The sequence below is a fragment of the Kitasatospora herbaricolor genome, assembly GCF_030813695.1.
Taxonomy (GTDB): Bacteria; Actinomycetota; Actinomycetes; order Streptomycetales; family Streptomycetaceae; genus Kitasatospora; species Kitasatospora herbaricolor.
This window is the reverse complement of sequence record NZ_JAUSVA010000002.1, coordinates 7,242,887-7,267,670: the sequence shown is the minus strand read 5'-3', so window position 1 is coordinate 7,267,670 and position 24,784 is coordinate 7,242,887. Positions and strand designations below refer to the sequence as shown.

General features: G+C 72.3%; 25 protein-coding genes. 14 read left to right on the top strand and 11 right to left on the bottom strand.

The features are described 5' to 3' along the window. Positions 1-288 precede the first annotated feature (288 nt). Positions 289-1,185, bottom strand: a complete 897-nt coding sequence (locus J2S46_RS31575; RefSeq protein WP_191287943.1) for a 2-hydroxy-3-oxopropionate reductase — start codon at positions 1,183-1,185, stop codon at positions 289-291. Positions 1,186-1,228: 43 nt separating this feature from the next. After that, on the bottom strand, positions 1,229-2,089 hold the full coding sequence (locus tag J2S46_RS31570) for a TIM barrel protein (RefSeq protein WP_191287942.1): 861 nt from the start codon (positions 2,087-2,089) through the stop codon (positions 1,229-1,231). A gap of 245 nt (positions 2,090-2,334) precedes the next feature. On the opposite strand from J2S46_RS31570, the gene J2S46_RS31565 reads away from it, so the two are divergent. From J2S46_RS31565 to J2S46_RS31535, 7 genes are all read left to right on the top strand, one after another. Beyond that, on the top strand, positions 2,335-2,595 hold the full coding sequence (locus J2S46_RS31565; RefSeq protein WP_190209872.1) for a thiamine-binding protein: 261 nt from the start codon (positions 2,335-2,337) through the stop codon (positions 2,593-2,595). Next, a complete protein-coding gene (locus J2S46_RS31560) occupies positions 2,592-2,972 on the top strand; it encodes a helix-turn-helix domain-containing protein (protein ID WP_073921740.1) in 381 nt (126 codons plus the stop codon). Before J2S46_RS31565 ends, J2S46_RS31560 begins: the two co-directional genes overlap by 4 nt. Positions 2,973-3,197: 225 nt before the next feature. Further along, positions 3,198-3,743: a 2-oxo-4-hydroxy-4-carboxy-5-ureidoimidazoline decarboxylase gene (uraD, locus tag J2S46_RS31555; protein ID WP_191287941.1), complete on the top strand. Its 546-nt coding sequence runs from the start codon at positions 3,198-3,200 to the stop codon at positions 3,741-3,743. 39 nt (positions 3,744-3,782) lie between these two features. After that, positions 3,783-4,118, top strand: coding sequence for a hydroxyisourate hydrolase (gene uraH, locus J2S46_RS31550; RefSeq protein WP_191287940.1), 336 nt, complete (start codon positions 3,783-3,785; stop codon positions 4,116-4,118). A gap of 27 nt (positions 4,119-4,145) precedes the next feature. Continuing rightward, the gene (pucL, locus tag J2S46_RS31545) at positions 4,146-5,060 is read left to right on the top strand and encodes a factor-independent urate hydroxylase (RefSeq protein ID WP_073921742.1); all 915 of its coding nucleotides are present in this window, start codon (positions 4,146-4,148) and stop codon (positions 5,058-5,060) included. Between the two features lie 352 nt (positions 5,061-5,412). Continuing rightward, a complete protein-coding gene (locus tag J2S46_RS31540) occupies positions 5,413-6,876 on the top strand; it encodes a nucleobase:cation symporter-2 family protein (RefSeq protein WP_191287939.1) in 1,464 nt (487 codons plus the stop codon). A gap of 73 nt (positions 6,877-6,949) precedes the next feature. Then, positions 6,950-8,332, top strand: a complete 1,383-nt coding sequence (locus tag J2S46_RS31535) for an 8-oxoguanine deaminase (protein ID WP_191287938.1) — start codon at positions 6,950-6,952, stop codon at positions 8,330-8,332. A 217-nt stretch (positions 8,333-8,549) separates the two neighbouring features. On the opposite strand, the gene J2S46_RS31530 is transcribed toward J2S46_RS31535, so the two are convergent. From J2S46_RS31530 to aceB, 3 genes are all read right to left on the bottom strand, one after another. Further along, positions 8,550-9,053 (bottom strand): DUF4240 domain-containing protein, encoded by a 504-nt coding sequence (locus J2S46_RS31530; protein WP_191287937.1) that lies wholly within the window; start codon positions 9,051-9,053, stop codon positions 8,550-8,552. Between the two features lie 234 nt (positions 9,054-9,287). Next, positions 9,288-9,674 carry an allophanate hydrolase-related protein gene (locus J2S46_RS31525; RefSeq protein WP_191287936.1) on the bottom strand — a complete coding sequence of 129 codons (387 nt, stop codon included), beginning with the start codon at positions 9,672-9,674 and terminating at the stop codon, positions 9,288-9,290. A gap of 239 nt (positions 9,675-9,913) precedes the next feature. Next, positions 9,914-11,566 (bottom strand): malate synthase A, encoded by a 1,653-nt coding sequence (aceB, locus tag J2S46_RS31520; RefSeq protein WP_191287935.1) that lies wholly within the window; start codon positions 11,564-11,566, stop codon positions 9,914-9,916. A 190-nt stretch (positions 11,567-11,756) separates the two neighbouring features. Between aceB and J2S46_RS31515 the strand changes: the two genes are divergently transcribed. Both J2S46_RS31515 and J2S46_RS31510 read left to right on the top strand, forming a co-directional pair. Beyond that, positions 11,757-12,554: an IclR family transcriptional regulator gene (locus J2S46_RS31515; protein ID WP_191287934.1), complete on the top strand. Its 798-nt coding sequence runs from the start codon at positions 11,757-11,759 to the stop codon at positions 12,552-12,554. Positions 12,555-12,778: 224 nt separating this feature from the next. After that, positions 12,779-13,426, top strand: a complete 648-nt coding sequence (locus J2S46_RS31510; RefSeq protein ID WP_191287933.1) for a hypothetical protein — start codon at positions 12,779-12,781, stop codon at positions 13,424-13,426. 39 nt (positions 13,427-13,465) lie between these two features. On the opposite strand, the gene J2S46_RS31505 is transcribed toward J2S46_RS31510, so the two are convergent. Both J2S46_RS31505 and J2S46_RS31500 read right to left on the bottom strand, forming a co-directional pair. Next, positions 13,466-13,921, bottom strand: coding sequence for an NUDIX domain-containing protein (locus J2S46_RS31505; protein WP_191287932.1), 456 nt, complete (start codon positions 13,919-13,921; stop codon positions 13,466-13,468). A 46-nt stretch (positions 13,922-13,967) separates the two neighbouring features. Next, positions 13,968-14,657, bottom strand: a complete 690-nt coding sequence (locus J2S46_RS31500) for an HAD family hydrolase (RefSeq protein ID WP_191287931.1) — start codon at positions 14,655-14,657, stop codon at positions 13,968-13,970. A gap of 299 nt (positions 14,658-14,956) precedes the next feature. On the opposite strand from J2S46_RS31500, the gene J2S46_RS31495 reads away from it, so the two are divergent. From J2S46_RS31495 to J2S46_RS31485, 3 genes are all read left to right on the top strand, one after another. Continuing rightward, positions 14,957-15,352: a guanyl-specific ribonuclease gene (locus J2S46_RS31495; protein WP_191287930.1), complete on the top strand. Its 396-nt coding sequence runs from the start codon at positions 14,957-14,959 to the stop codon at positions 15,350-15,352. A gap of 412 nt (positions 15,353-15,764) precedes the next feature. Beyond that, positions 15,765-19,169, top strand: a complete 3,405-nt coding sequence (locus tag J2S46_RS31490; RefSeq protein WP_229911991.1) for a carbohydrate binding domain-containing protein — start codon at positions 15,765-15,767, stop codon at positions 19,167-19,169. A 94-nt stretch (positions 19,170-19,263) separates the two neighbouring features. After that, positions 19,264-19,596 carry a MoaF-related domain-containing protein gene (locus J2S46_RS31485; protein ID WP_073921753.1) on the top strand — a complete coding sequence of 111 codons (333 nt, stop codon included), beginning with the start codon at positions 19,264-19,266 and terminating at the stop codon, positions 19,594-19,596. Positions 19,597-19,611: 15 nt separating this feature from the next. On the opposite strand, the gene J2S46_RS31480 is transcribed toward J2S46_RS31485, so the two are convergent. Both J2S46_RS31480 and J2S46_RS31475 read right to left on the bottom strand, forming a co-directional pair. Continuing rightward, a complete protein-coding gene (locus J2S46_RS31480; RefSeq protein WP_191287929.1) occupies positions 19,612-20,751 on the bottom strand; it encodes an alpha/beta hydrolase in 1,140 nt (379 codons plus the stop codon). Between the two features lie 296 nt (positions 20,752-21,047). Beyond that, positions 21,048-21,635 carry an NADPH-dependent FMN reductase gene (locus J2S46_RS31475; protein WP_191287928.1) on the bottom strand — a complete coding sequence of 196 codons (588 nt, stop codon included), beginning with the start codon at positions 21,633-21,635 and terminating at the stop codon, positions 21,048-21,050. Positions 21,636-21,810: 175 nt separating this feature from the next. Here J2S46_RS31475 and J2S46_RS31470 point away from each other — a divergent pair, with 175 nt between their 5' ends. After that, positions 21,811-22,485 carry a TetR/AcrR family transcriptional regulator gene (locus J2S46_RS31470; protein WP_191287927.1) on the top strand — a complete coding sequence of 225 codons (675 nt, stop codon included), beginning with the start codon at positions 21,811-21,813 and terminating at the stop codon, positions 22,483-22,485. A 100-nt stretch (positions 22,486-22,585) separates the two neighbouring features. Beyond that, entirely contained in the window at positions 22,586-23,401 is an 816-nt protein-coding gene (locus J2S46_RS31465) for a nucleotidyltransferase domain-containing protein (protein ID WP_191287926.1), read from the top strand. A gap of 22 nt (positions 23,402-23,423) precedes the next feature. Here the strand turns inward: J2S46_RS31465 and J2S46_RS31460 are convergent, their stop codons facing one another. Next, positions 23,424-24,368: a phosphotriesterase family protein gene (locus tag J2S46_RS31460; protein ID WP_191287925.1), complete on the bottom strand. Its 945-nt coding sequence runs from the start codon at positions 24,366-24,368 to the stop codon at positions 23,424-23,426. Continuing rightward, the gene (locus J2S46_RS31455; RefSeq protein ID WP_191287924.1) at positions 24,365-24,784 is read right to left on the bottom strand and encodes a carboxymuconolactone decarboxylase family protein; all 420 of its coding nucleotides are present in this window, start codon (positions 24,782-24,784) and stop codon (positions 24,365-24,367) included. Before J2S46_RS31455 ends, J2S46_RS31460 begins: the two co-directional genes overlap by 4 nt.

Below are 24,784 nucleotides of genomic sequence, written 5' to 3'. Positions count from 1 at the left end.
TCCCGCTTCCGACGTACGAGTGGCTCCCCTCGGCGAGGGAGGGGGCCGGGCGGCGCGCACAGGCACGACCGAAGTGCCCCCGACAGGGAGGCGCGCCACCGGCTTGGGACGATCGGCAGGGGGCGGATGAGCCCCGGCCCTCCTGCCGACCGGACCTGGCCTCCTGATGGCGCGGGCACGACCGGATAGGTACACGCCACCAGGAGGAGTCTGTGGGGCCCGGGGGTTCGCACCCCCGGGCCGGGGTACTGCTGCCGAGCGCGGGGCTCAGCGGTGGATCACCGCGGTTCAGGCCACCGTGCGGCCGGAGAGGCGCTCGACGCCGCGCAGCAGCGCGGAGTGGTCGAGCGAGCCGTCGCCGTTGGCCCGGGCGGACGCGACCAGCTGGGCGACGACCGCGCCGACCGGCAGCGCCGCGCCCACGGCGCGGGCCGCGTCGGTGACGATGCCCATGTCCTTGTGGTGCAGGTCGATGCGGAAGCCGGGAGCGAACTCGCGGTTCAGCATGTTGCCCTTCTTGCGGTTCAGCACGGTCGAGCCGGCCAGGCCGCCGCCGAGGACGTCCAGCGCCGCGGCGAGGTCGACGCCGGCGTTCTCCAGGAAGACCACGGCCTCGGCCAGGACCTGGATGTTGACGGCCACGATGAGCTGGTTGGCGGCCTTGACGGTCTGGCCGGCGCCGGCCGGGCCGACGTGGACCACGGTGGTGCCCAGCGCGTCGAAGATCGGCTTGGCCTCGGCGAAGTCCGCGGCGTCGTCGCCACCGACCATGATCGAGAGGACCGCCTCGACGGCACCGGCCTCGCCGCCGGAGACCGGGGCGTCCAGCGTGCGGACGCCCTTCTCCTTGGCGGCGGCCGCGACCTTGATGGAGGTCTGCGGGGTGATGCTGGACATGTCGATCAGCAGGGTGCCGGCCTTGACGTTCTCCAGCACCCCGCCCTCGCCGAGGACGACCTGGAGGACGTGCGGGTCGGCGGGGACCATCGTGATGACGACCTCGGCGTCGGCCACGGCCTCGGCGATGCTCGTCGCACCGTGGCCGCCGGCCGCCACCAGGGCGTCGATCGCGGGCTGCTGGAGGTTGTAGCCGGTGACGTGGTGGCCGGCCTTGACCAGGTTGGCGGCCATCGGGCTGCCCATGATGCCGAGGCCGATGAAGGCGATCTTGCGGGAGGCGCTCATGCGTCGCGTTCCTTCGTACGTGGGAGGGTGGGAGGAGGAGGGCTTAGTTCGCGGCGCGCAGCTCGCGGGGCAGCCACTCGAAGCTGTCGGCGCTGACGCCGGTCGAGGGGCGGTACTCCAGACCGACGCGGCCGGTGTAGCCGGCGGCGGCGAGGCGGGCGAAGAGGTCCTCGAAGTCGAGGTCGCCGGTGCCGGGCTCGTTCCGGCCCGGGTTGTCGGCGATCTGCACGTGGCCGAAGCGGTCGGCGTAGGCGTCGATGACGGCGGCGAAGTCCTCGCCGTTCCTGGCCAGGTGGTAGAAGTCCGCGAGGAACCTGGCGTTGCCGAGGCCGGTGGCGGCGTTCACCTTGTCGACGACCTCGACCGCGGCGGCCGCGGTGACCAGCGGGTAGTCCGGCGACTCGGGCTTGTTGAGGGCCTCGATCAGCAGGACGGCGCCGATGCCGTGGGCGGCCCGGGCCGCGAGCACCAGGTTCTCCAGGGCGAGCTCGTCCTGCTCGGCCGGGTCCACACCCTCGACCCGGTTGCCGTAGAGGGCGTTCAGCGCCTTGGTACCGAGCGACTCGGCGAGCGAGACGCTCACCGCGATGTTCTCGCGGAAGCGCTCCTTCTCGGCCGGGACGGAGACGGTGCCGCGGGCGCCCTTGGTGAGGTCGTCCAGGAAGTTCAGGCCGGTGAGCTGCACACCCGCGTCGGTGAAGGCCTTGCGGAGCGCGTCCAGCTCGGCCTCGGCGGGGGTGTGCTCCTCGCCGAAGGGCCACCAGAGCTCGGCGGCGGTGAAGCCGGCGGCAGCGGCGGCGGCCGGGCGCTCCAGCAGCGGAAGCTCGCTGAACAGGATCGACAGGTTGACCGTGGCGCGTCCGTTCAGGAATGCGTGCTGGGAGGCGGCAGTCACGTCAATCACCTTTCGCTTTCTTCCGTGTCTCCCCCGGCCTTCCACCGGCCGCCGGGGTGATGTCCCTACTTCCACGATCCGGAAGAAGGATTCTGCTTGGTGGAAGCATGTCCGCCGCAGCGAGCGAGTGTCAAGGCCGTCGCAACAATTTGTTGAAGTGGACCGGAGCGGCCCGCCCCGCGGGTCGCCGACTGTTCGATCGACCAGCCCCTCCCGTTCGTCGCACCGCTCGCTACAGTGAGCAGGTGCGATTGATGGTGGAGTTCACGACAGAACCGTTCGAGCTGGACACGTTTCCCGAGCACGCGGTGGCGGCCCGGCGAGTGGTCGACGAGGCCGGCCTGGCCGTGGCCGTCGGCCCCTTCGGCACCGGCGCCGAGGGCGAGGCCCAGCAGGTGCTGGACGCCGTCACCAAGCTGCTGCGGGAGACGCTGGACGCCGGGGCGACCCGGATCTCCGTCCAGCTGAGCGTGCTCGACGACGACAAGACCCCGGAAGGAGTGGGTACGCAGTGAGCAACGCACTGGAACACCCGCTCGCCGCGGCGATAAAGCCGCTGCTCGACGCGGTCGGCGCGACGCCGGTACCGGTCGACGAGGCCAAGTCCGACGACGTCCTGCTGGAGTGGGACGGCGCGCCGGCCATCGCCGTACGGCTGCCCCACCTGAGCAGTGCGCTGGACCGCCTGCTGGCCGAGATGACCCGCCAGTTCGACGGCCGCCCGCTGGACGAGCTGGACCGCTGGGAGAAGCAGCGGGTCGTCGCCCTGTTGGAGGAACGCGGCGCGTTCACCGTCCGACACGGTGTGGAGACCGTTGCCGCCGCGCTCGGCGTGAGCCGCTTCACGGTGTACAACTACCTCAACCGCCAGGACGGTTCGAAGTCCGGCTGAGCGAACGCACAGGCCGGCCCGAACACCGGCTGACCAGTCGAGTCCCGCCGGTTGACCCAGTTTGTCCACCGGGCGCTCCGGGCGCACTTGGCGAATCGCACACGAAACGGGCCGGTAACCGGGCGCGGATCAAAACGTAACCACCAACCGTTCAACAAAGTGTTGACGCCCGGGGGTGGTGGATCTAGTTTTTGCGGGTGGCACCACTCTTCAGGAGGTCCACCCGTGACCAACCACCCCCCAGCGTCCCGCCCTCCGGCACCGGACGAAGCCGCCGGCGCCCTCCGGGCACTGGCGGCCGCCCCGGCCGCCGAGCTGGAGAAGACCCTGCTGGAGATCTGCTCCAGCCCCCGATGGGCCGCCGCCGTCGCCTCGGCACGGCCCTGGTCCGACCGTGCGGCGCTGCTCGCCGCCAACGCGGCGGCCATGGCCGCACTGTCCGCCCCCGACCTCGCCGACGCGATGGCGGGCCACGCCCGGATCGGCAAGCCCAAGGCGGGCGACGCCACCTCCGAGCGCGAGCAGGCCGGCATCCAGGGAGTCGACAGCACCCTCCTGGCCGACCTGCAGGAGGCCAACGACGCCTACGAGGCGAAGTTCGGCCACGTGTTCCTGATCTGCGCGACCGGCCGCACCGCGGCCACCATGCTCGCCTCCCTCCGCGAGCGCTTCCCCAACGACGCCGCCACCGAGGCGGAGATCGTCCGGGGCGAACTGCGCAAGATCAACGACATCCGGATCAACCGCCTGTTGGACGAATCACCCGTCTGACCGCATGTCACTCCTGCCATCAGTAAGGTCAATTCACCCATGACTGGCATCTCCACGCATGTGCTCGACACCAGCCTCGGCCGCCCGGCCGAGGGTGTCCCGGTCGAGCTCGCACTGCACACCGAGGGTGGCTGGAAGGTGCTCGGCACCTCCGCCACGGACTCCGACGGCCGGGCCAAGGACCTGCCGGCCGTGGAGGCGGGCTCGGTCGTCCGGCTCCTCTTCGACACCGCCGCCTACTACGCGGCCGGGTCGGACGAGGCGCCGTTCTTCCCCGAGGTCTCGATCGTCTTCACGGTCGCGCCCGCGCAGCACCACTACCACGTGCCGCTGCTGCTCAACCCGTTCGGATACTCGGTCTACCGCGGAAGCTAGACCGCTTGATTGATTGGGAGCCACGTCATGGCCCACGTGCTCGGTCAGAACCAGTACGGCAAGGCGGAGAACCGCATCGTCCGCGTCTACCGTGACAGCACCCGTCACGAGATCAAGGACCTGAACGTCTCGGTCGCCCTCTCCGGGGACCTCGACGACGTCCACCTCACCGGCTCCAACGCCAACTGCCTGCCCACCGACACCACCAAGAACACCGTCTTCGCCTTCGCGAAGGAGTACGGGATCGAGTCGGCGGAGCAGTTCGGCATCACGCTGGCGAAGCACTTCGTGGACAACAACGAGCCGATCCACCGCGCCCGGATCCGGATCGAGGAGTACACCTGGGACCGGATCAAGACCCCGGACAACTCCGCCCGGTTCATCGGCTCGGAGGAGGTCGGCCACTCGTTCGTCCGCAACGGCGGCGAGACCCGGACCTCCGAGATCGTCTACGACGGTGAGTCCGTCCAGGTGATCTCGGGCCTCAAGGACCTCGTCGTGATGAACTCCACCAACTCGGAGTTCTGGGGCTACATCAAGGACAAGTACACCACTCTGCAGGAGGCGTACGACCGGATCCTCGCCACCCAGGTGACGGCCCGCTGGAAGTACGGCTTCACCGGCAAGGACGACGAGGCCCAGCCCAACTGGAACCGCTCCTACACCCACGTACGGCGGCACCTGCTGGAGGCGTTCGCGGAGACCTACTCCTACTCGCTGCAGCAGACCCTGCACTCGATGGGCACCCGGGTCCTCAACAACCGCTCCGAGGTGGACGAGGTCCGCCTGGAGCTGCCCAACAAGCACCACTTCCTGGTCGACCTGGAGCCCTTCGGCCTCAAGAACGACAACGAGGTGTACTACGCCGCGGACCGCATGTACGGCCTGATCGAAGGCACCGTGCACCGCGAGGGCGTCGTCCCGGTCATCCCGGTCGCCTGACCCCGCCCGCACCGACGGTACCGACGTCATGACCCCCGCCCAGCACCGCCGCACCCTCCGGCCCCGGCCGGCCGGGCGGTACCGGGCGGCGGACCAGGACACCGGCTGCCACCGCGCCACCGCAGGGCCAGGCAGTACCGCATGTCAGCGCAACACCCCGCTCAACCGCACCAGTTGTTTCTCCACCCCCACCAACCGGAGATCGTGCTCGCCTCACGGCGGCCGGCCCGGGGAACTGGAGAGACCGGCCGAGGGATCCTTGTACCGCCGTCCCACCCTCGGCCCAGGCGAGTTCAGCCGGTCTCCAGCGCCACGGGCGCGCCGGGAGCCATGAGCACAAGAGGGGCTCGACATGGCATTCCGCACCAACAGCACCGCAGACGGCGGTTCCACCCCTGACGGACCGAAGGGTCCGGACGGTGTGCCGCACACCCACTCCGGCACACCGTCCGGCCCGGCGGTCCATCCCGTGGACGAGCTGCTGCCCCCGGTGAAACTCCTCTCCACCGGACTCCAGCACGTCGCCGCGATGTACGCGGGCGTAGTCGCGCCCCCGCTCATCGTCGGCGCCGGCGTGGGACTCTCCCCCGCCGAGCTCGCCCTGCTCATCTCGGCCAGTCTGTTCACCGCCGGACTGGCCACCCTGCTCCAGACCCTGGGCTTCTGGAAGATCGGCGCCCGGATGCCGTTCGTGAACGGCGTCTCGTTCGCCGGCGTCGCACCCATGATCGCGATAGCCGAGGAGCACGGCCCGAAGGACGCCCTTCCGGTGATCTTCGGGGCGGTGATCGTCGCGGGGCTCCTGTGCTTCCTCGCGGCGCCGTACTTCTGCAAGCTGATCAGATTCTTCCCACCGGTCGTGCAAGGCACCGTGATCACCCTCATCGGGGTCTCGCTGCTGCCGGTGGCGGTGAACTGGGCCCGCGGCGGCGCCCCCGGCGCCCCTGGATTCGGTTCGATGCGGGCCATCGGCCTCGCCGCGTTCACCCTCGTCGCGGTGGTCCTCTGCAACCGGCTGCTCCGGGGCTTCTGGCAGCAGCTCTCGCTGCTCGTCGGACTGGCGATCGGCACCCTGCTCGCCTTCCCGCTGGGCCTGGCCGACTTCGGCGCGGTCAGGGACGCGAAGGTCTTCGCGCTCCCCTCCCCGTTCCACTTCGGCGCCCCCGTGTTCGACGCGGCGGCGATCGTCTCGCTCTGCATCGTGATGGTGGTCTCGATGACCGAGTCCACCGCGGACATGCTGGCCCTCGGGAAGATCGTCGACCGCGAGGCCGACGAGAAGACCCTGGCCGCCGGCCTGCGCGCGGACGGCCTGGCCACCGCGATCAGCCCGGTCTTCAACGGCTTCGCGGCCAGCGCCTTCGCCCAGAACATCGGGCTGGTCGCGCTGACCAGGATCCGCAGTCGCTTCGTGGTCGCGGCCGGCGGCGGGATCCTCATCCTGCTGGGGCTCTTCCCGGTGCTCGGATCGCTGGTCTCCCTCGTCCCGCAGCCCGTCCTGGGCGGCGCCGGGATCGTGCTCTTCGGCACGGTCGCGGCGAGCGGCATCCGCACCCTCGCGGAGGCCGGGATGGAGTCCAGCGCCAACACCGTCCTGGTGTCCGTCTCGCTCGGGGTCGGGATCGTCCCGATCGCGGCGCCCACGTTCTACGACGCCTTCCCGGAGGCCGTCCGGACCCTGATGCACTCGGGGATCTCGGCCGGCTGCGTGATGGCCGTCCTGCTCAACCTGCTCTTCCACCACGCCGGAGCGGCCCGCCGCTCCACCACCGGCGACACGCCCGGAGCGACCGTGCCGACGGCGACACCGTCCTGACCGGCGGGGGGAGCGGTACAACCGCCACGGCGCGTAACGCTCCCCCTCCCCCTCCCCCCATAGGAGTCCCACCATGGCAGTCCAGCCCCCGCCCGCCGACCAGCGGATCGTCATCGAGAACGTCGCGATCGCCACGGTCGACGCCAACGACACCGAGTACGCCCGCGGGCACGTCGTCGTCCTCGGCAACAAGATCGAGTCGGTCGGCGACGGCCCGGCCCCGCAGTGGCTGGACAACGTGGTGCGCCGGGTCAACGGCGAGGGCCACCTGATCACCCCGGGCCTGGTCAACACCCACCACCACTTCTACCAGTGGATCACCCGTGGCCTGGCCCAGGACAACATCCTGTTCGACTGGCTGGTCGCGCTGTACCCGACCTGGGCCCGGATCGACGACAAGCTCGTGCACGCAGCCGCCCAGGGCTCGGCCGCCGCGCTGCTCAAGTCCGGCTGCACCACCGCCTCGGACCACCACTACGTGTTCCCGAAGGACGGCGGCGACATCCTCGGCGCCGAGATCGAGGCCGTCCAGGAGCTCGGCATGCGCTTCACCGCGCTGCGCGGCTCGATGGACCGCAGCAAGAAGGACGGCGGCCTCCCGCCGGACCACGCGGTCGAGAAGACCGAGGACATCCTGATCGCCTCCGAGGCCGCCGTGGACCGCTACCACGACTCCTCCTTCGACTCGATGCTGCAGATCGCCATCGCGCCCTGTTCGCCGTTCTCGGTCTCCACCGAGCTGATGCGCGAGGCCGCGGTGCTGGCCCGCCGCAAGGGCGTGCGCCTGCACACCCACGGTTCGGAGACCGCCGAGGAGGAGCAGTTCTGCAAGGAGCTGTTCGGCATGGGCCCGACCGACTACTTCGAGTCGACGGGCTGGCTCGGCGAGGACGTCTGGATGGCGCACTGCGTCCACATGAACGACTCCGACATCGCCAAGTTCGCCGAGACCGGTACCGGCGTGGCGCACTGCCCGTCCTCCAACGCCCGTCTGGCGGCCGGCATCGCCCGCGTCCCGGACATGCTGAAGGCCGGCGTGCCGGTCGGCCTCGGCGTCGACGGCACCGCCTCCAACGAGTCCGGCGAACTCGGCACCGAGCTGCGCAACGCCCTGCTGATCAACCGGCTGCACGGCCGCCCGGACGCGCTCACCGCCCGCAGCTCGCTGCGCCTGGGCACCATGGGCGGCGCCCGGGTGCTCGGCCGGCAGGGCGAGATCGGCTCGATCGAGGTCGGCAAGCTCGCCGACCTGGCGCTCTGGAAGATCGACGGCATCATGCACTCCTCGATCGCCGACCCGGTGGCCGCCCTCGCCCTGGGCGCCCTCCCGCCGCTGGCGCTGCTGCTGGTCAACGGCAACCCGGTGGTCGAGAAGGGCATCCTGACCACCGTCAACGAGGACCGGATCGCCCAGGCCTGCGCCCGCGCGGCCAAGGACCTCGCGGCCCGCGGCTGAGCCGGCCTCCCCTCGCGGCCGCCGCCCGGCGGCGGCCGCGACCCCGCAACTCCGGGTCCGCCCAGGGACGGTGCGTGACCCGGACTCCGTGAGCCCCCCTCGGGCGCGCGGAACGCAGCCCCGGACCCACGGCGAGGGTCCGGGGCTGCGGCGTGCCCGGGAGCGGGCGGGCGCTGCCGAACCGGGTGGCCGGGCAGCAGCTCAGCCCGGCGGCCGGTCAGCCGAAGCGGGCCGAGAGCTTCGGCAGCAGGTCCGCGAGGTCCTCCTCCTCCCACGGCTCACCGGCCGGAGCGGCCTGCGCGGTGCCGGCGGTGACCGCGGGGCGGGGCAGTTCGGCGCCGGTGACGCGCTCGTAGGCCTTGGCCGCCGCGTACCCGACCGACTCGGCCTCGGCGAGTTCGCCCTCGGCCCAGAACATGTCCGCCAGCCCGTCCGGGTCCGCCAGCGCCTGCTCGTAGCAGGCCCGGCCGCGGGCGATCAGCCAGTCGCGGAAGTAGTGGAACCCGTCGTCGCTGCAGCCGCCGTTGATGACGTACCCGGCCCCCCAGAGCCTCCAGGTGTACGCGTGGTCGTGGTGCCCGGAGTAGAGCCGCTCGAAGGCGACGATCTCCTCGGGCGGCAGTGCCGCCAGCAGGCCGGTGAGGTTCTCGGCCTGCTGCTCGTCGTCGTACGCCTGGGCACGGGCGTCGCCGAGGAGGCGCCAGAAGGTGTCGTCGTCCATGCCCGGCATCCTGCCCGGGGGGACCGACAACGGGACGGCCGCAGGCGCCGGACCCGTGCCGGGAAGGCCCTGCGGGCGGGTGACCTCACCACGCCGCTGCCGGGCGCCGGGAGCCGCAGCCGAGCCCGCTCCGGCAGCCGCTCCGGCCTGCCGGCGGCCGTGCGGCCGCTCCCCCGCGGGTGTCCGGGCACGGACTTGTCCCCGCCGCCCCCGGACACCCTCGTGGGCGGGGTCTCAGGCGGTGCGGCCCAGCGTGGCCAGGTAGGCGCGCCAGCCGCCGTACTCGGTGATCTCCTTGTGGGCGCCCTTCTCCAGCTCGCCGCGGGCCAGCAGCATCGACAGGCAGGCGCTGCCGTCGGCCAGCTCGATGACTCCCAGCTCCAGCTCGCGCGGCTCGCCGGGCAGGATCACGTCCCGCAGGTGCTCCAGGGTGATGTCGTACAGCTCGCCTTCGATCGCGGTGCCGGTGCCCGGGGCCGGGAGCAGGCCGGGGCAGACGTCGCCGATCGAGAAGAAGCGGTAGCCGGGCGCGGTGCGGACCGGGCCGATCAGACCGTCCGCCACCGAGGCGTGGAACGGGCCGCCCGCCATCGCCTGGCCGTTGAAGAAGATACGGGCCATCAGGGCCTCCTCCTGGCTCCGCCGCGGTGGCGGGGCCGGACATGCCGGACGGCCCGGCCGGGGTGGACCACGGAGGTCCCCCGGCCGGGCCGCCGGCAACGGACGCGCCGGCACCTCCGAGGGCGGTGCCGGACGCGGTGGCGCGAAGGATCCGCGCGCCGTACGGAACGGAGCAATGCCCGCGACCGGTGCTACAACATGGAAGGCGGCAGCCCGGTCGCGGCTGGATAGATTGGGGCTCAGCCCAGCAGGGGCAGCGCGGGCAGGGTGAGGAAGTCCGCGAAGTCCTCCGCGAGGGAGACCTGCTCGAAGAGCCTGGCGGCCTCGTTCCAGCGCCCACCGGCGTAGGCCTCGTCGCCCAGCTCGGCACGGAGCTCCGCGAGCTCCTCGGCCACCAGCCGGCGGACCAGCTCGGCGGTCGCCTTCTCGCCGGTGTCCGCGAGCACCACGCCGTTGTGGATCCACTGCCAGATCTGCGAGCGCGAGATCTCGGCGGTGGCGGCGTCCTCCATCATGTTGAAGATCGCGACCGCGCCGAGACCGCGCAGCCAGGCCTCGATGTAGCGGATCCCGACCTGGACGGCGTTGTGCAGGCCGGCGTGGGTGCAGGTGCCGCCGGCGCCGGCGATGTCGAGCAGCTCGGCCGGGGTGACCGCCTCGGGGGAGCCGGGGTTGTCCTTCTGGTTGGGGCGCTCGCCCAGCACGGCGTCGAAGGAGGCGCGGGCGACCGGGACGAGGTCCGGGTGGGCCACCCAGGAGCCGTCGAAGCCGTTGCCGGCCTCGCGGTCCTTGTCGGCCTTGACCTTCTCCAGGGCCGCGGCGTTGACCTCGGGGTCGCGGCGGGACGGGATGAAGGCGGCCATGCCGCCGATGGCGTGCGCGCCGCGCTTGTGGCAGGTCTGCACCAGCAGGCGGGTGTAGGCGGCCATGAAGGGCGAGGTCATCCCGACGCTGTTGCGGTCCGGCAGGATGTAGTGCTCGCCGGCGTCGCGGAAGTTCTTGACGATGGAGAACAGGTAGTCCCAGCGGCCCGCGTTGAGGCCGGCGGCGTGGTCGCGCAGCTCGTAGAGGATCTCGTCCATCTCGAACGCGGCGGTGATCGTCTCGATCAGCACCGTGGCGCGGACGGTGCCGTACGGGATGCCGAGGGCGGCCTGCGCGTGCGTGAAGACGTCGTTCCAGAGCCGGGCCTCCAGGTGGCTCTCGGTCTTCGGCAGGTAGAAGTACGGGCCGGAGTTCGGGTCCTCGGCGCCGCGGGCCAGCAGCCGGGCGGCGTTGTGGAAGAAGTACAGGCCGAAGTCGAGGAAGGCTCCGGCGACCGGGGTCCCGTCGACCAGCAGGTGGTTCTCGTCGAGGTGCCAGCCGCGGGGGCGGACCACGACGGTGGCCAGTTCGGCGGCCGGCTTCAGGGTGTACGACTTGCCGGCCTCGGTGCCGAAGTCGATCCGGCCCTCGAAGGCGTCGATCAGGTTGACCTGGCCGCTGACCACGTTCTCCCAGGTCGGGGAGGTGGCGTCCTCGAAGTCGGCGAGCCAGATCCGGGCGCCCGAGTTGAGGGCGTTGATGACCATCTTGCGGTCGGTGGGGCCGGTGATCTCGACCCGGCGGTCCTGCAGCGCGCGGGGAGCCTCGGCGACCTTCCAGTCGCCGGCCCGGACCTCGGCCGTCCCGGGCAGGAAGTCGAGGGTGCCCGCCTTCGCGATCTCGGCCCGGCGGCTCTTTCGTCGGGTCAGGAGCTCCTGGCGGCGACCTTCGAAGGCGCGGTGAAGGCCGACCACGAAGGCGACCGCCTCCGGGGTGAGCACCTCCTCGGCGCGGGCGACGCGCGGACCGGCGACAGTGACGACCGGAGCGGCGGTGGAAACGCCGGCGGGTCCCTGATCTGTAGCCATGGGCAGGACACTCCTTGGACGGTTGAGCCTGGCGAAGGGAGCTCCGGTGGGAACTTCCTTGATCTGAACCCGCGTGGTAGCGGGTTTGATTCTGTAAGGTGGAGACTAGTTTCCGCGATACAGAATTTCAACGGTTTGTTGAGGTGATCGCTGGGACTCTACTCCTCCCCCGACAGCGAAGGGAACGCCGGTGGTTGCGACCCCCGACACAGCATCGACGACAGGCACCGACCGCGCGAGCGGCGGCGTGCAGTCCGTCGAACGCGCCTTTCAGCTGCTGGAGGCGCTGGCGGACGCGGGCGGGGTGGCGACGCTCAGCGAACTCTCGGCCTCCTCGGGCCTGCCCATGCCCACCATCCACCGCCTGGTTCGTACCCTCGTCCAGCAGGGATATGTCCGCCAGGACACCGCCCGCCGGTACACCCTCGGCCCACGGCTGATCCGGCTGGGCGAGACCGCCGGCCGGCTGCTCGGCAGCTGGGCCCGCCCCTACCTGGCCGAGCTGATGGAGGCCACCGACGAGACCGCCAACCTGGCCGTTCTGGAGGGCGGCGAGGTGGTCTACGTCGGGCAGGTCCAGTCCCGCCGCTCGATGCGGATGTTCACCGAGGTCGGACGGCGCGTCCAGCCGCACTGCACCGGCGTCGGCAAGGCACTGCTGGCGCAGTTGCCGGAGGACGAGGCCCGGGCCGTGCTCGGCCCGAACCCCCTCCCCGCGCACACCTCGTACACCCTGACGGACCCGCGGCTGCTGCTGGCCCACCTGGCCGAGGCACGCGAGCGCGGCTACGTGGTGGACGACCAGGAGCAGGAGATCGGCGTCCGCTGCATCGCGGTGGCCGTTCCCGGCGCGCCGACCCCCACCGCCCTGTCGGTCTCCGGGCCGGAGGCGCGGATCCGGGCGCTGGAGGAGCAGGCCGGCAGTGCCTCGCTGGTACCGGTGATGCGGCACATCGCGGCGAGGCTCGGCCAGGTCCTGGCCCCCTGAGCCGCCCTGACGCCCCGTCGGCGGCGCCGGGGCGGCGGTCCGGCCGGGCCCGCGGAGCGCCGGGGCGGGGTGCGGCAGCTGCCGGACACCGGCGTTCACTCGTTCGAGCAGCGCCGGAGTGTTTCCCGGGCTGCCGCCACCGGGCGGTTCACTCTTGTGCCGAGGCGGCGCGCGCGGTGACGGGCCGGTGAGGCAATAGGCGGGTGAGGGCGTTGTCCCGAGGCTTGGTACGCAGACTCCTGGTGGCCGCCTGCGCCGTGCTGGCGCTCGGCACGGGCGCCGGCTCACCGTCGGCGGCGGGCCTCGCGGACACCGGCGCCGGCGACCCGGGCGACGCGGCCGGCCGGCCGGCGACGGACACCCCCGCCGGACACGGCCGGACGGCGCACGGCCCGGCCGGACACGACCTGACCCGTAACAGCCTCACCGGGGACACCCCGGACGGGACGGCGCCGGACGACGCGGGGCAGCAGGGGCGGGCGGTGTCCGACCTCCACGTGGGGCGGGCCGACCCGGAGGCCGTCCATCCCGGCGGCAGCACCACCGTGCACGCCTTCGTGACCAACGGCGGACCGGACCGGACGGCCTCCGGCTTCACCGTGCTGGTCGTCCTGCCGGCCGGGACCCGGGCCGAGGGGCCGTTCTTCCCCGAGTCGTGCCAGGTCTCCGAGGACGGCCGCCGGGTGCGTTGCTCGTTCCCGCCCGGCCTGTCCTCGCTGCGCAGCGCCACCGCCCTGGTGCCCGTCCGGGTCGCGGCGGACACTCCGGCCCCCAGCACCCTGTCCGGGGGCCGGGTCGTGGTGGTCGGACCGGACGACCCGGACATGTCCGACAACCGGCAGCCGTTCGAGGTCGCGATCGTCCCCGAGTGACCGGCCGGGCCGGCCGCCGGCGACGCGTCGCGGTTGCCGTCAGCCCCGGCCGGAGCGGTACAGCGCGAGGGTCGGGGCGAGCTGCGAGTGCTGCGGGGAGGGCAGCGCGTCCGGCGTGAACCAGCCCAGTTCGTCGAACTTGTGCGGCTCGCCGATCGCCACCCGGGCCGGGTCCACCTCGACCGCGAAGACCACCGCGACCCAGTGCGAGGCCGGGTCGGGGCGCAGGATGTTGCGCACCCCGATCGTCTCGATCGCCAGGGGCGGGGCGGTGTACTCCTCCTGGACCTCGCGGGCCACGGCGGCCTCGAAGGTCTCGCCGAATTCGAGCGCCCCCGCGCCGGTGTCCCAGGTGCCCGGCTCGTCCCGGGCACCGGCGCCGCGCCGGGCCAGCAGCACCCGACCCGCGCCGTCGTGGCAGACGAAGACACAGGAGACGGTGGGCGCGGGGGCGGGCGCGGGGGCGGCCGCCTCGGTGGGGGCGGGGTCGGTCATCGGGTCGGGCCTTCCGTCGGCGGGTGTCCGGGTTCGCGCCCCGGGCTCAGAAGTGGTCCAGGAGCTCGGTGAGACTGCGCAGGTGCAGCACGCCGGGGTCGGCCGGGTCCAGCTCGGTGTGCTCCAGCACCCAGGTGTTGTCGTTGGGGATGAAGACGGCGTTCAGGCCGGCCCGGCGGGCAGGCAGGATGTCCGACTTCGGGGAGTTGCCGATCATCCACCCGTCGGCGGGGACGATCCCGTGCGAGGAGACGAATCGCCGGTAGGTGGCCTCGTCCTTCTCCGGGACGATCTCCATTGCCCGGAAGTACCGCGCCAGACCGGACGATTCGATCTTCCGCCGCTGCTCCTCGGCGTCACCCTTGGTGAGCAGCAGCAGGGTGTGGCGCTCACCCAGGCGGGCCAGCGTCTCGGCCGCCCCGGGCACCGGCTCGACCTGAAAATCGGTCAGCACGGCTGCCAGGGAATCGATCTCGGCGGTCTCGGAGGCCGTGGCGGGCCGGCCCCGCAGCCGCCCGACGCAGTCGCGGAGGCTGCGGACCAGCATCCGGCTGCCGTAGCCGTGGGTGACCGCGTTGGCCGACTGGACCTCGTCGAGCACGGCCCGCAGTTCGGCCCGGCCGAGGGCCGGATGCGCCAGCCAGTCCAGGAAGTCGGCGATCACCCGCTCGAAGACCACGTTGTTCTCCCACAACGTGTCGTCGGCGTCGAACACCAGCACCTGATCGGGCCTCAACTCCGGCCTCCCGCTCCTCGCGCTCCGGCCCCTGGACGGGGATGCCCTCACGCTAACCCGGGGGCGGGGCGACCCGCAGGTGGTTATCCGGCGGCCGGGCGGCCACCGGCAGCCCCCGGCGAGCGGGCCGGACGGAGTGTCGTCCGGGTGTGCGCCCGGTGTGCGCGGGGTGCCCGCCGGGCCGGTCGGCGGACGGTTGAAGTCGCCCGGGTTTTAGGGCAGTTACGCGTACATGAAGAGTCGCCGCCGGGCCTTCGGATGCCTTCCGCGGGCGCCCGGGCGGGCTTCAGACTGCTGCCATGCGAAACACTCTACGCGCGTTGAAGACCCGCGCCGCCTCCGTCGCCGCCGTCGGCCTGCTCACACTGGCCCCGACCGCCGTGTTCGCCGCCGACGCCCACGCCACCGTCAGTGGCACCGTCTGTCTCACCGCCCTGCCGAGCCAGGCCAGGGACACCCTGAACCTGATCGCGACGAACGGGCCGTTCCCGTACTCGCAGGACGGGATCGTGTTCCAGAACCGCGAGGGCGTGCTGCCCTCGCAGAGCACCGGCTACTACCACGAGTACACCGTCAAGACGCCCGGCTCCTCGACCAGAGGCGCGCGCCGGATGGTCACCGGCAAGGTCTACCACGAGGACTACTACACGGCCGATCACTACGCGACCTTCCGCAAGGTCAACTTCGGCTGCTGACAGGACCGTACCGCCCGCCGGCGACCCGACGCACCGCAGCCGCCCGCACCCCGCACCGGGGGTGCGGGCGGCTTCGTCACCCCCGGCGCCGGCCACGACCACAGTCCCGGCGCCGGCGGGCCGACCCGACCGCGCGAACACCGGCCCGGCGGCGCGCCCGGCGGAGCCGGTGGCCGCGAACCTCTTTACGTCGGATTTACGGACGAGTACGCTCCTGAAACATCTTGCAGAGCTTTGCGCAAGACAGGATCGCGGCACCGCAAGCCCTCCCCACCCCCAGGGCAGCGGTGAAGAGCCCCAACGGCGCAGCGCCTGCAAGATCTTGCGGCGCTCGACGCTGCCCACGGGCCGTGCGCTCCTCCCCCACCCGACCGGCCGCCCCACCCGGCGGCCCGCCCCGAGGAGTCCCGTCGTGGACCTCATTCGCCATGCGCCCCGGCGCAGCGGACCCCACCGGCACCGCAGACCACTGGCCGCCGTGGTGGCCGTGCTCGCCGGTCTGCTCGCCACTCTGATCCCCGCCCTCAGCGCCCACGCGGCCACCACCGCCACGGTCTACTACAAGCCGACGGCCGGCTGGTCCACCGTCGACCTCCACTACGCCCCCACCGGCGGCAGTTGGACCACCTCGCCCGGCGTCCCGATGGACGCGGCCTGCGACGGCTGGTTCAAGAAGACCGTCGACCTGGGCGCCGCCACCGGCCTGGCCGCCACCTTCAACAACGGCGCCGGCAGCTGGGACAACCACAACGGCGCCAACTACGCCCTGGGCAGCGGCGTCAGCGCGGTGACCGGCGGCGCGGTGAGCTCCACCGACCCGTGCGCGAACGCCACCCCCACCTCGGCCACCGTCTTCTACTCCACCGCGACCACCAACTGGTCGGCCTACTACCTGCACTGGGCACCGGCCGGGGGCAGCTGGACGACCGCCCCGGGTACCCGGATGGCGGCCGCCTGCACCGGCTGGGTGAAGCTGACCGTCGCGCTCGGCACCGCCACCAGCTGGCAGGCCACCTTCAACAACGGCTCCGGCACCTGGGACAGCAACGGCGGCGCCAACTACCAACTGGGCACCGGCGCCGTCACCGTCAAGGCCGGCGCGGTCGCGCACAGCGACCCGTGCGGCAGCACCGACCCGACCCCGTCGCCGTCCCCCTCCACGAGCGCCGGCGCCTCGCCCTCCGCGACGGCCACGGCCACCCCGACGGCCACGGCCACGGCCAGCCCCAGCGCGACCGCGACCACGCCGCCCACCGGCACCTCGGCCACCGTCTGGTACTCCACCACCAGCGTCGGCTGGAGCACCGTCAACCTGCACTGGGCACCTACCGGCGGCAGCTGGACCACCGCCCCCGGCATCGGCATGGACGCCGCCTGCGCCGGCTGGGTCAAGAAGACGGTCGGCCTGGGCACCGCCACCGGCTGGCAGGCGGCCTTCAACAACGGCAACGGCGTCTGGGACAACAACAACGGCGTCAACTACGTGCTCACCGGCGGGAACAACACGGTCAAGGACCGGAAGGTGACCACCGCCGCCACCGACCCGTGCGCCGCCGTGGTGCCGGACACCACCGCCCCGACCGTGCCGGCCGCCGTCACCGCGAGCGCCACCGCCACGGCGGTCGTACTGACCTGGAACGCCTCCACCGACAACACCGCCGTCACCGGCTACCAGATCACCCGCACCGGCGGCACCAAGGGCACCTCCGTGATCAACACCGGCTCCACGGTGTACTCGGAGGCCGGCCTGGAGGCGACCACCTACTACTGCTACACCGTGAAGGCGCTGGACGCGGCCGGCAACCTGTCGGCGGCGAGCGCGCCCGGCTGCGCCACCACCGGCACCGCGCCGCCGCCCGCCGCCGGCGGCATCCCGCTCGGCGGGGACCCGCGCAAGGACCCGATCTACTTCCTGCTCACCGCCCGCTTCTACGACGGTGACACCAGCAACGACCGGGGCGGCAGCCAGGACGTCAAGTCGGGCAACGCGGCCGACAACGACCCGATGTTCCGCGGCGACTTCAAGGGCGTCGTCCAGAAGCTGGACTACATCAAGGCGCTCGGCTTCTCCGCCATGTGGATCACGCCGGTGGTGCTGAACCGCTCGGACTACGACTACCACGGCTACCACGGCTACGACTTCTACAAGGTCGACCCGCGGCTGGAGTCGGCCGGTGCCTCGTACCAGGACCTGATCAACGCCGCGCACGCCAAGGGCATCAAGATCTACCAGGACGTGGTCTACAACCACAGCTCCCGCTGGGGTGCCAAGGGCCTGTTCACGCCCACCGTCTACGGCGTCCGCGACGCGCAGTGGAGCTGGTACTACGACGCCCCGAACGCGGGCTTCGAGTACGACGGTCTGACCGTCGACCCGGTGTCGGGCAAGTCGTACTACAACGGCGACCTGTGGTCGACCGCCGCGCCGGCCGGCAACACCTGCGTCAACTGGGGCGTGCCGACCGGGGGTCGCAGCGCCGAGGGGTACACGGTCTACAACTGCCAGTGGCCCAACCCGACCTCGGGGATGTTCCCGAAGGCGCTGTACCACCAGTGCTGGATCGGCAACTGGGAGGGCGAGGACTCGCGTTCCTGCTGGCTGCACGAGGACCTGGCCGACTTCAACACCGAGAACCCGGTCGTCCAGCAGTACCTGATCGGCGCCTACAACAAGTACATCGACATGGGCGTGGACGGGTTCCGGATCGACACCGCCGTGCACATCCCCCGGGTGACCTGGAACCGTCGCTTCCTGCCGGCCATCTACAGCGAGGTCAACCAGAAGTTCGGGGCGGCCAAGGCGGCGAGCTTCTTCGTCTTCGGCGAGGTCGGCGCGTTCGTCAACGACAAGTGGAACCGCGGTTCGGTGAACCACTCGGCGCAGTTCTTCACCTGGAAGGAGCGCAAGGAGTACACCTCAGACGACGTGCAGGCGGCGCTCGACCAGTTCACCTACGAGAACACCATGGGCACCGCCAACCAGCCGACGTCCAGCAACGCCTTCCTCGACGGGAACAGCTACCACACGCCGGACAAGAGCCAGTTCAGCGGCATGAACATCATCGACATGCGCATGCACATGAACTTCGGTGACGCTTCGAACGCCTTCAACAACGGCAAGGACTCGGACGACTCCACCAACGACGCCACGTACAACGTGGTCTACGTCGACAGCCACGACTTCGGGCCGAACAAGTCGAGCACCCGGTACGCGGGCGGAACCGACGCGTGGGCCGAGAACATGGCGCTGATGTGGACCTTCCGCGGGATCCCGACGCTGTACTACGGCTCCGAGATCGAGTTCCAGGCCGGGAAGCAGATCGACTGCGGCCCGACCTGCCCGCTGGCCACCACCGGGCGGGCCTACTACGGCGACAAGATCGCGGGCGAGGTGACCGCCTCGGACTTCTCGGTGGTCTCCGGCGCCTCCGGCGCGGTCGCCGGCACGCTGGCCCAGCCGCTGGTCAAGCAGGTGCAGCGGCTCAACCAGATCCGCCGGGCGGTGCCGGCCCTGCAGATGGGGCAGTACTCGACCACCGGCGTGTCGGGCGACATGGCCTTCAAGCGCCGCTACACCGACGCGGCCGGCGGCACCGACTCGTTCGCGCTGGTCGCGGTGACCAACGCGGCGACGTACACCGGGATCCCGAACGGCACCTACAAGGACGCCGTCAGCGGTGACGTCCGCACCGTCACCAACGGCACCCTGTCGGTGGCCGCCCCCGGCAAGGGCAACCTGCGGGTGTACGTGCTGGACCTGGGCGGCGCCAACGCGGCTCCGGGCAAGGTCGGCACGGACGGCCCGTACCTGAAGTAGGGCCGAAAGCCCGACACCGTCGGATAGGTTGGTGGGGCGCGCCCGGGTGACCGGTCGCGTCCCACCGACACGAGACGACGAGGACAGCCCAGCCATGACCGCGCCCCTGCCCGCCTTCGCCGGCCGTACCTACCTCTTCCAGGTCGACAACGGCGCCGAGTTCCGCAACGCCTACTCGGCCGACGGGAAGCGCCTGCGCTGGGAGGGCCTCGGCGAGTCGGCCGGGCAGTGGGAGGACGTCGCCCTGCACGTCGCGCAGGTCGGCCCCGAGCAGTACTTCGTCAGCTGGACCGAGCAGAGCGGCATCACCGTCAGCCATGTGATGGACCTCGCCGAGCTGACCGTCCGGGCCTTCTGGACGTACGAGGGCGAGGGCGGCCGGGTCGGCGAGCTGCACACCGGGACCCTGGCGCCGATCGCACCGTAGCCGGCCCGGCCCGCGTCACGTCCCGGCCGGGACCTTCAGCTGCCGGGAGAGCCACTCCAGCGAGGAGGGCAGCAGCCGCTCCCAGGTCTGGAAGTTGTGCCCGCCGCTCTTCAGCATGCTGGACGACACCTTCATCGGGGCCCGGACGGCGGCCGCGAACTCCTCCGTCTGGCGACGGTAGTCGCCGTCCCCCTCGCGGGTTCCGGCCAGCAGCACGGCGATCTTCGGGTGCGGCGGGTGGTTCAGCCGCCGGATCAGGTCGGCGTCGTCCCGGCGCTGCGGGCTGCCCCGGAAGAGGTCGCCGGTGGTGGCGTCCTCGGCGGCGCGGTAGTAGCCGGAGAGCGAGACCGCCGTCGGGAACACGTCCGGGTGGCGCATGGCCAGCTTCAGGGAGCAGTAGCCACCGGTGGAGTTGCCCATCAGGCCCCAGGCCTGCGGGTCGGCGGAGACCCGGTAGCTGCCGCGCACGGCCCGGGGGACGTCCTCGGTGAAGTACCGGTCGGACTGCGGGCCGCCCGGGACGTCCTCGCACTCGGTGTCCGCGGGCATCGCCGGCGACGGGCGCATCATCACCAGCACGGTCGGCTGCATCCGGCCGCTCTGCAGCAGCCGGAGCGCGGCCCCGGGGTAGTTGAGCCTGGTCACCAGGTTCCTGGCGTCCCCGGGGAAGCCGGTGGTGACGATCACGACCGGGAACGTCCGGTGCGCGTACTCCGGCCGGAAGTACTGCGGCGGCAGGTAGACGTAGCCCTCGGTGCTGAGCCCGGTGGTGGCGCCCGGGATCCGCACCTGCTGGATCTCCCCGGCCTGCCCGGGCTCGCGGCCGACCGCCCCGCCGCCCTTGACCGGGACCCGCCCGAGCGGCTCCACCCGGTCGCCGTGGCCGGCGTCCAGCTTCGTCCGAATCTCGACCGGGCCGTCGTCCCCCGAACCCAGCAGGTCGTCCCAGCTGCTGTAGAAGGCGAAGTAGTTGTTGGCGAGCAGGCCGATCACCGCCAGCAGGGCGAGCTGGGTCGCCATGATCGTCCCGATCCGGCCGAGCACGGCCGTCCAGGTGGGCCGGGCGAATCTCGGCCAGATCCGGACCGTCCCGGCCGTCACCAGGACGGCGAACAGCACGGTCAGTGCCAGTACCTTGTGGCTCGTCAGGCCCATGTCCTACTTGCTCCCCGATCGAATGCGCGCCCCCGCCCCTACGACACCCCCGGGGCCGGCCCGGTTCCACGGGCCGGCCCGACCGGGCCGGGCACGATGATCGAGTTTATCCCCCGGCCGGGGAGGAACCCGCAGGTGGCGCACTGTGCCGCCCGGCCGATGACGGCGGCCGGGCGGCACGGGGCGGGACGGGTCGGGCGGGGAAGGCGTCGTGCGGGGAAGGTGGGTCGTGCGGGCCCGGCCGGGGGGGGAAGCCCGGCAGGGGGGGCAGCCGGGCGGGCGGCCCGGCGCCGGGATCAGACGGCCAGGCGGCGGGCCCGGTCCGCGTCGATCTTGCCCTGCAGGGCGGTCAGCACGTCCTGCAGGAGCGAGACGGAGAGCTCGTCCGTGAGGTTGCCCTCCTCGTCGAAGCGCTCGTGCGAGCGGAAGACCAGCACCTCGGGCTTGACCACGACGTCGGTGTCCGTCCCGGCGAGCACCTGGCGCAGGGCCAGCTGGGCGCGGACCGAGCCGAAGTTGGCGGGCGCGGCGCCGACGATGGCGGCCGGCTTGCGGGACAGCGGACGGCCCTCGGTGCCGCTCCAGTCGGTGCTGAGCCAGTCGATCGCGTTCTTGAGCACGCCGGGAACGGAGTAGTTGTACTCCGGGGTGGCGATCAGCAGGCCGTCGGCCTCGTGCACCCGGCGGCGCAGCTCGTTGACGACGGCCGGGCGCGCCTCGGGGGTGTCCAGGTCACGGTCGTACGGGGGGATCTCGCGCAGGCCGTCGAAGATCTCGATCTCCATGTCGCCCGGGGTGAACTTCTGGGCGGCGCGCAGCAGGTGGGTGTTGTGCGAGCCGGCGCGGAGCGAGCCGGAGATGGCGAAGACCTTGGAGACGCTCATGGTGATGCTCCTTCAGAAACCTCTGGACGGCCGGTCCGTGGGCGGATCGGCCTCGACACGGAGAAAACTAAACCACTCGGTTCAGTACAGTCAACCGTACGGTTCAGTATGGTCAGGAGGTCGATTCGTGTAGTCTGTCCCCTCCCCCACCTGCGGACACAGAGGAAGTACCACCATGGGAGTCGAGCCCGCGGGCCCGCTGGACGAGTACGGGATCCCCGTCATCCCGGCCCCCGTCGACGTGTCGCAGCGCAAGCGGCAGGCGATCATCGACGCCGCCTTGGTGGAGTTCCTCCGCGAGGGCTACTCGGCCGCCTCGATGGACGCCATCACCAACCGCTCCGGGGTCTCCAAGGCCACCATCTACAAGCACTTCGGCAACAAGGAGCGGCTCTTCCTCGCCGTCGTCGGCGGGATACTGCCGCAGACCTACGCCCGTCTGGAGTGCGGCGCCGCCGGCATCGCCGACGCCCCGGACCTGCGCACCGCGCTGATCGACCTCGCCGTCGACTGGGCGCACATCCTGCTCCGGCCCGACATCATGTCGCTGCGCCGGCTGGTCATCGGGGAGATCGACCGGTTCCCGCAGCTCGGCCAGCTCTGGTACCGGGTCACCTTCGACATGTACAACGAGCCGCTGATCACCGCGTTCACCGAACTCCGCGCGCGCGGCGAACTCGACGCCCCCGACCCGGCGCTCGCCGTCCAGCAGTTCGTGGCCGCCACCGTCGGCGTGCCGCAGCTCGTCCACACCTTCCGGGCCGACGCCGAGACCTCCGAGGACGAACTGGCGCGGATCATCGGTTCCGGCGTGGACCTGGTGCTGGCCCGGTACGCGACGAAGGCGTGACCTGCGGCTGCGGGCCTCCCCCGCAGGGACGGCGCCGGCCGGCCGGGCGTAGCGGAAACCCGTTGGCGCGAGGCCGCCCGGGCCCGGCAGGGTGAGGGGCATGACTGCTCCAGGACTCGACCAGGACGGCTGCATCGCCCGCGAGGGCGCCCTCGACCGGGTGCCGCCCGCCTTCGCTGCGGTGGTGGCCGACTCCCGGGCCCGCGTCACGGCGCTGTTCGGCCCGGAGCGGCTGCACAGCGCCTACCTCTACGGCAGCGTCCCGCGCGGCACCGCCACCCCCGGGGTCTCCGACCTCGACCTGCTGCTCGCCCTGCGCCGGCCCCCCACCGCCGCCGACCGGGCCGACGCCGCGGTTCTGGAGGCCGGACTGGACGCCGCCCACCCCGTGATCGACGGCGCCGGGATCCTGCTCCTCGACGTGGACACCCTGCTCGGCGAACGCGAACGCCACGACCTCGGCTGGTTCGTCGCCTGCCTCTGCACCCCGCTGCTGGGCGAGGACCTCGCCGCCCGGCTGCCGCGCTACCGCCCGACCTCGCTGCTCGCCCGGGAGACCAACGGCGACCTGGGCGGCCTCCTCCCCCGCTGGCGCGAGCGGCTGGCCGCCGCCCGCACCGACGCCGAGGTCCGGGCGCTCGCCAGGGCCGTCGGCCGCCGCACGGTACGCACCGGCCTCACCCTGGTGATGCCGCGCTGGGGCGGCTGGACCAGCGATCTCGACACCTCCGCGGAGGTGTTCGGCCGCTACTACCCCGAGCGCGCCGGGCACCTGCGGCTGGCCGCCGACCTCGGCCGCCGCCCCTCGGCCGACCGAGCCGCGCTCGCCGTACTGATCGAGGACCTCGGGCCCTGGCTGGCGGCCGAGTACACCGCCGTCCACGGGGTGAAGGCCCCGCGGCCCGCCGGCCCCTGAGGGGGCGCCGGCCGGCGGCCCGTCAGGCCCAGTCGGCCGCGAAGGCCCGGGCCGGGTTGGCCACCAGCAGCAGCCCGGCCAGATCCGCGCCGAACTCCCGGGTGATCCGGGCCGCCAGGCCGCCGACCAGGAAGGACAGGCCGGGCGCCCCCCGGGCCGCCCGGGTGGTGGTGTCACCGCCGAGCAGCAGCTGACCGGCGTGGCCCGCCTCGACCAGGGCGGCCAGGGTGTCGAAGAGGTGGTGGTCGGTGGCGTGGTTGGCCCGGGACGGGCCGTCGAGCGCGATGAAGGCGCCCGACTCCGCCACCTGCCGGTGCAGCCGCAGGTCGGGGAACCGGTTGAGGTGTCCGAGGATCACCCGCTCGGGCGGCACGCCGAGGCCGTCGACCAGCAGGTCCAGCACGTCGGGGGCGCCGGTGCCGAGCTCGTGGTGCACGCCGATCGGCGCACCGGTGGCGTGGTGGGCCTCGGCGGCGGCCGTCATCACCCGGCGGGCGTGCCCGTCCAGGCCGTGGAACCCGCCGGCCACCTTGACCAGGCCGGCCCGCACGCCGGACGGCTCCCCCGCCGGCTCCCCGCCCGGCCGGGCGCCGTCCTCGCGCAGACCCGTCGTCAGCTCCTCGACGAACAGCCGGGCCAGGGCGCCGGGCCCGGACAGTCCCCGCAGCACGGCCGGGTCGTAGTGCACGTCCTGGTGCAGGCCTGTGGCCGCGACCAGGTGGACGCCGCTGGCGCGGGAGAGACCGGCGAGCCGGTCGCCGCCGCGGCCCATCCCGTACGGCGTCCACTGCACCAGGGCCCGGCCGCCGGCGGCGGCGAAGGCCCGCAGTTCGACCCCGGCCGCCTCCGGGTCGTCCAGTTCCTGGCCGGGCAGCCGGGGGGAGGCGAGGAAGAGGTGGTCGTGGGCGTCGCAGACGCCGAGCAGCGCCGGGTCGACGTCCCCGAGCACGGTGCGGACGGCGCTCACGCGCCGGCCCCGGCGTCCGGCACCTCTTCCGCGAGGGTGGCGGCGACCACCCGCAGGCCGGCCAGCGCCTTGGGCACCCCGACGTACGGCGCCAGGTGGACCATCACTTCGACGACCTGCTCCCGGGTCAGCCCGATCCGCAGGCTGTTGCGGACGTGGTCGGCGAGCTGCGGCTCCACCCCGCCGAGGGTGGCCAGCGCGGCGAGGTTGACCAGCTGGCGGTCCCGCAGTTCGAGGCCGGGGCGCTGGTAGGTGCCGCCGAAGAGACTGGTGACGATCCAGTCCGGAAAGCCGGGCGCCAGCTCGTCCAGGCCGCGCAGGGTCGTGTCCTGGGTCTCCTGGCCGGCCAGCTCGTCCAGCAGCCGGTAGCCGGCCTCGCGGTCGGGCGGGGCGGGGGTGAGGTCGGGCAGTGCCAT

Excerpts from the sequence above, each read along its gene's own strand:
- aceB (WP_191287935.1), bottom strand. The coding sequence starts at position 11,566 with ATGGCTACAGATCAGGGACCCGCCGGCGTTTCCACCGCCGCTCCGGTC.
- J2S46_RS31565 (WP_190209872.1), top strand. The coding sequence starts at position 2,335 with ATGGTGGAGTTCACGACAGAACCGTTCGAGCTGGACACGTTTCCCGAG.
- J2S46_RS31495 (WP_191287930.1), top strand. The coding sequence starts at position 14,957 with ATGCGAAACACTCTACGCGCGTTGAAGACCCGCGCCGCCTCCGTCGCC.
- J2S46_RS31525 (WP_191287936.1), bottom strand. The coding sequence starts at position 9,674 with ATGGCCCGTATCTTCTTCAACGGCCAGGCGATGGCGGGCGGCCCGTTC.
- J2S46_RS31475 (WP_191287928.1), bottom strand. The coding sequence starts at position 21,635 with ATGAGCGTCTCCAAGGTCTTCGCCATCTCCGGCTCGCTCCGCGCCGGC.
- J2S46_RS31530 (WP_191287937.1), bottom strand. The coding sequence starts at position 9,053 with ATGGACGACGACACCTTCTGGCGCCTCCTCGGCGACGCCCGTGCCCAG.
- J2S46_RS31465 (WP_191287926.1), top strand. The coding sequence starts at position 22,586 with ATGACTGCTCCAGGACTCGACCAGGACGGCTGCATCGCCCGCGAGGGC.
- pucL (WP_073921742.1), top strand. The coding sequence starts at position 4,146 with ATGGCCCACGTGCTCGGTCAGAACCAGTACGGCAAGGCGGAGAACCGC.
- J2S46_RS31575 (WP_191287943.1), bottom strand. The coding sequence starts at position 1,185 with ATGAGCGCCTCCCGCAAGATCGCCTTCATCGGCCTCGGCATCATGGGC.
- J2S46_RS31485 (WP_073921753.1), top strand. The coding sequence starts at position 19,264 with ATGACCGCGCCCCTGCCCGCCTTCGCCGGCCGTACCTACCTCTTCCAG.
- J2S46_RS31540 (WP_191287939.1), top strand. The coding sequence starts at position 5,413 with ATGGCATTCCGCACCAACAGCACCGCAGACGGCGGTTCCACCCCTGAC.
- J2S46_RS31455 (WP_191287924.1), bottom strand. The coding sequence starts at position 24,784 with ATGGCACTGCCCGACCTCACCCCCGCCCCGCCCGACCGCGAGGCCGGC.
- J2S46_RS31480 (WP_191287929.1), bottom strand. The coding sequence starts at position 20,751 with ATGGGCCTGACGAGCCACAAGGTACTGGCACTGACCGTGCTGTTCGCC.
- uraH (WP_191287940.1), top strand. The coding sequence starts at position 3,783 with ATGACTGGCATCTCCACGCATGTGCTCGACACCAGCCTCGGCCGCCCG.
- J2S46_RS31505 (WP_191287932.1), bottom strand. The coding sequence starts at position 13,921 with ATGACCGACCCCGCCCCCACCGAGGCGGCCGCCCCCGCGCCCGCCCCC.
- J2S46_RS31535 (WP_191287938.1), top strand. The coding sequence starts at position 6,950 with ATGGCAGTCCAGCCCCCGCCCGCCGACCAGCGGATCGTCATCGAGAAC.
- J2S46_RS31470 (WP_191287927.1), top strand. The coding sequence starts at position 21,811 with ATGGGAGTCGAGCCCGCGGGCCCGCTGGACGAGTACGGGATCCCCGTC.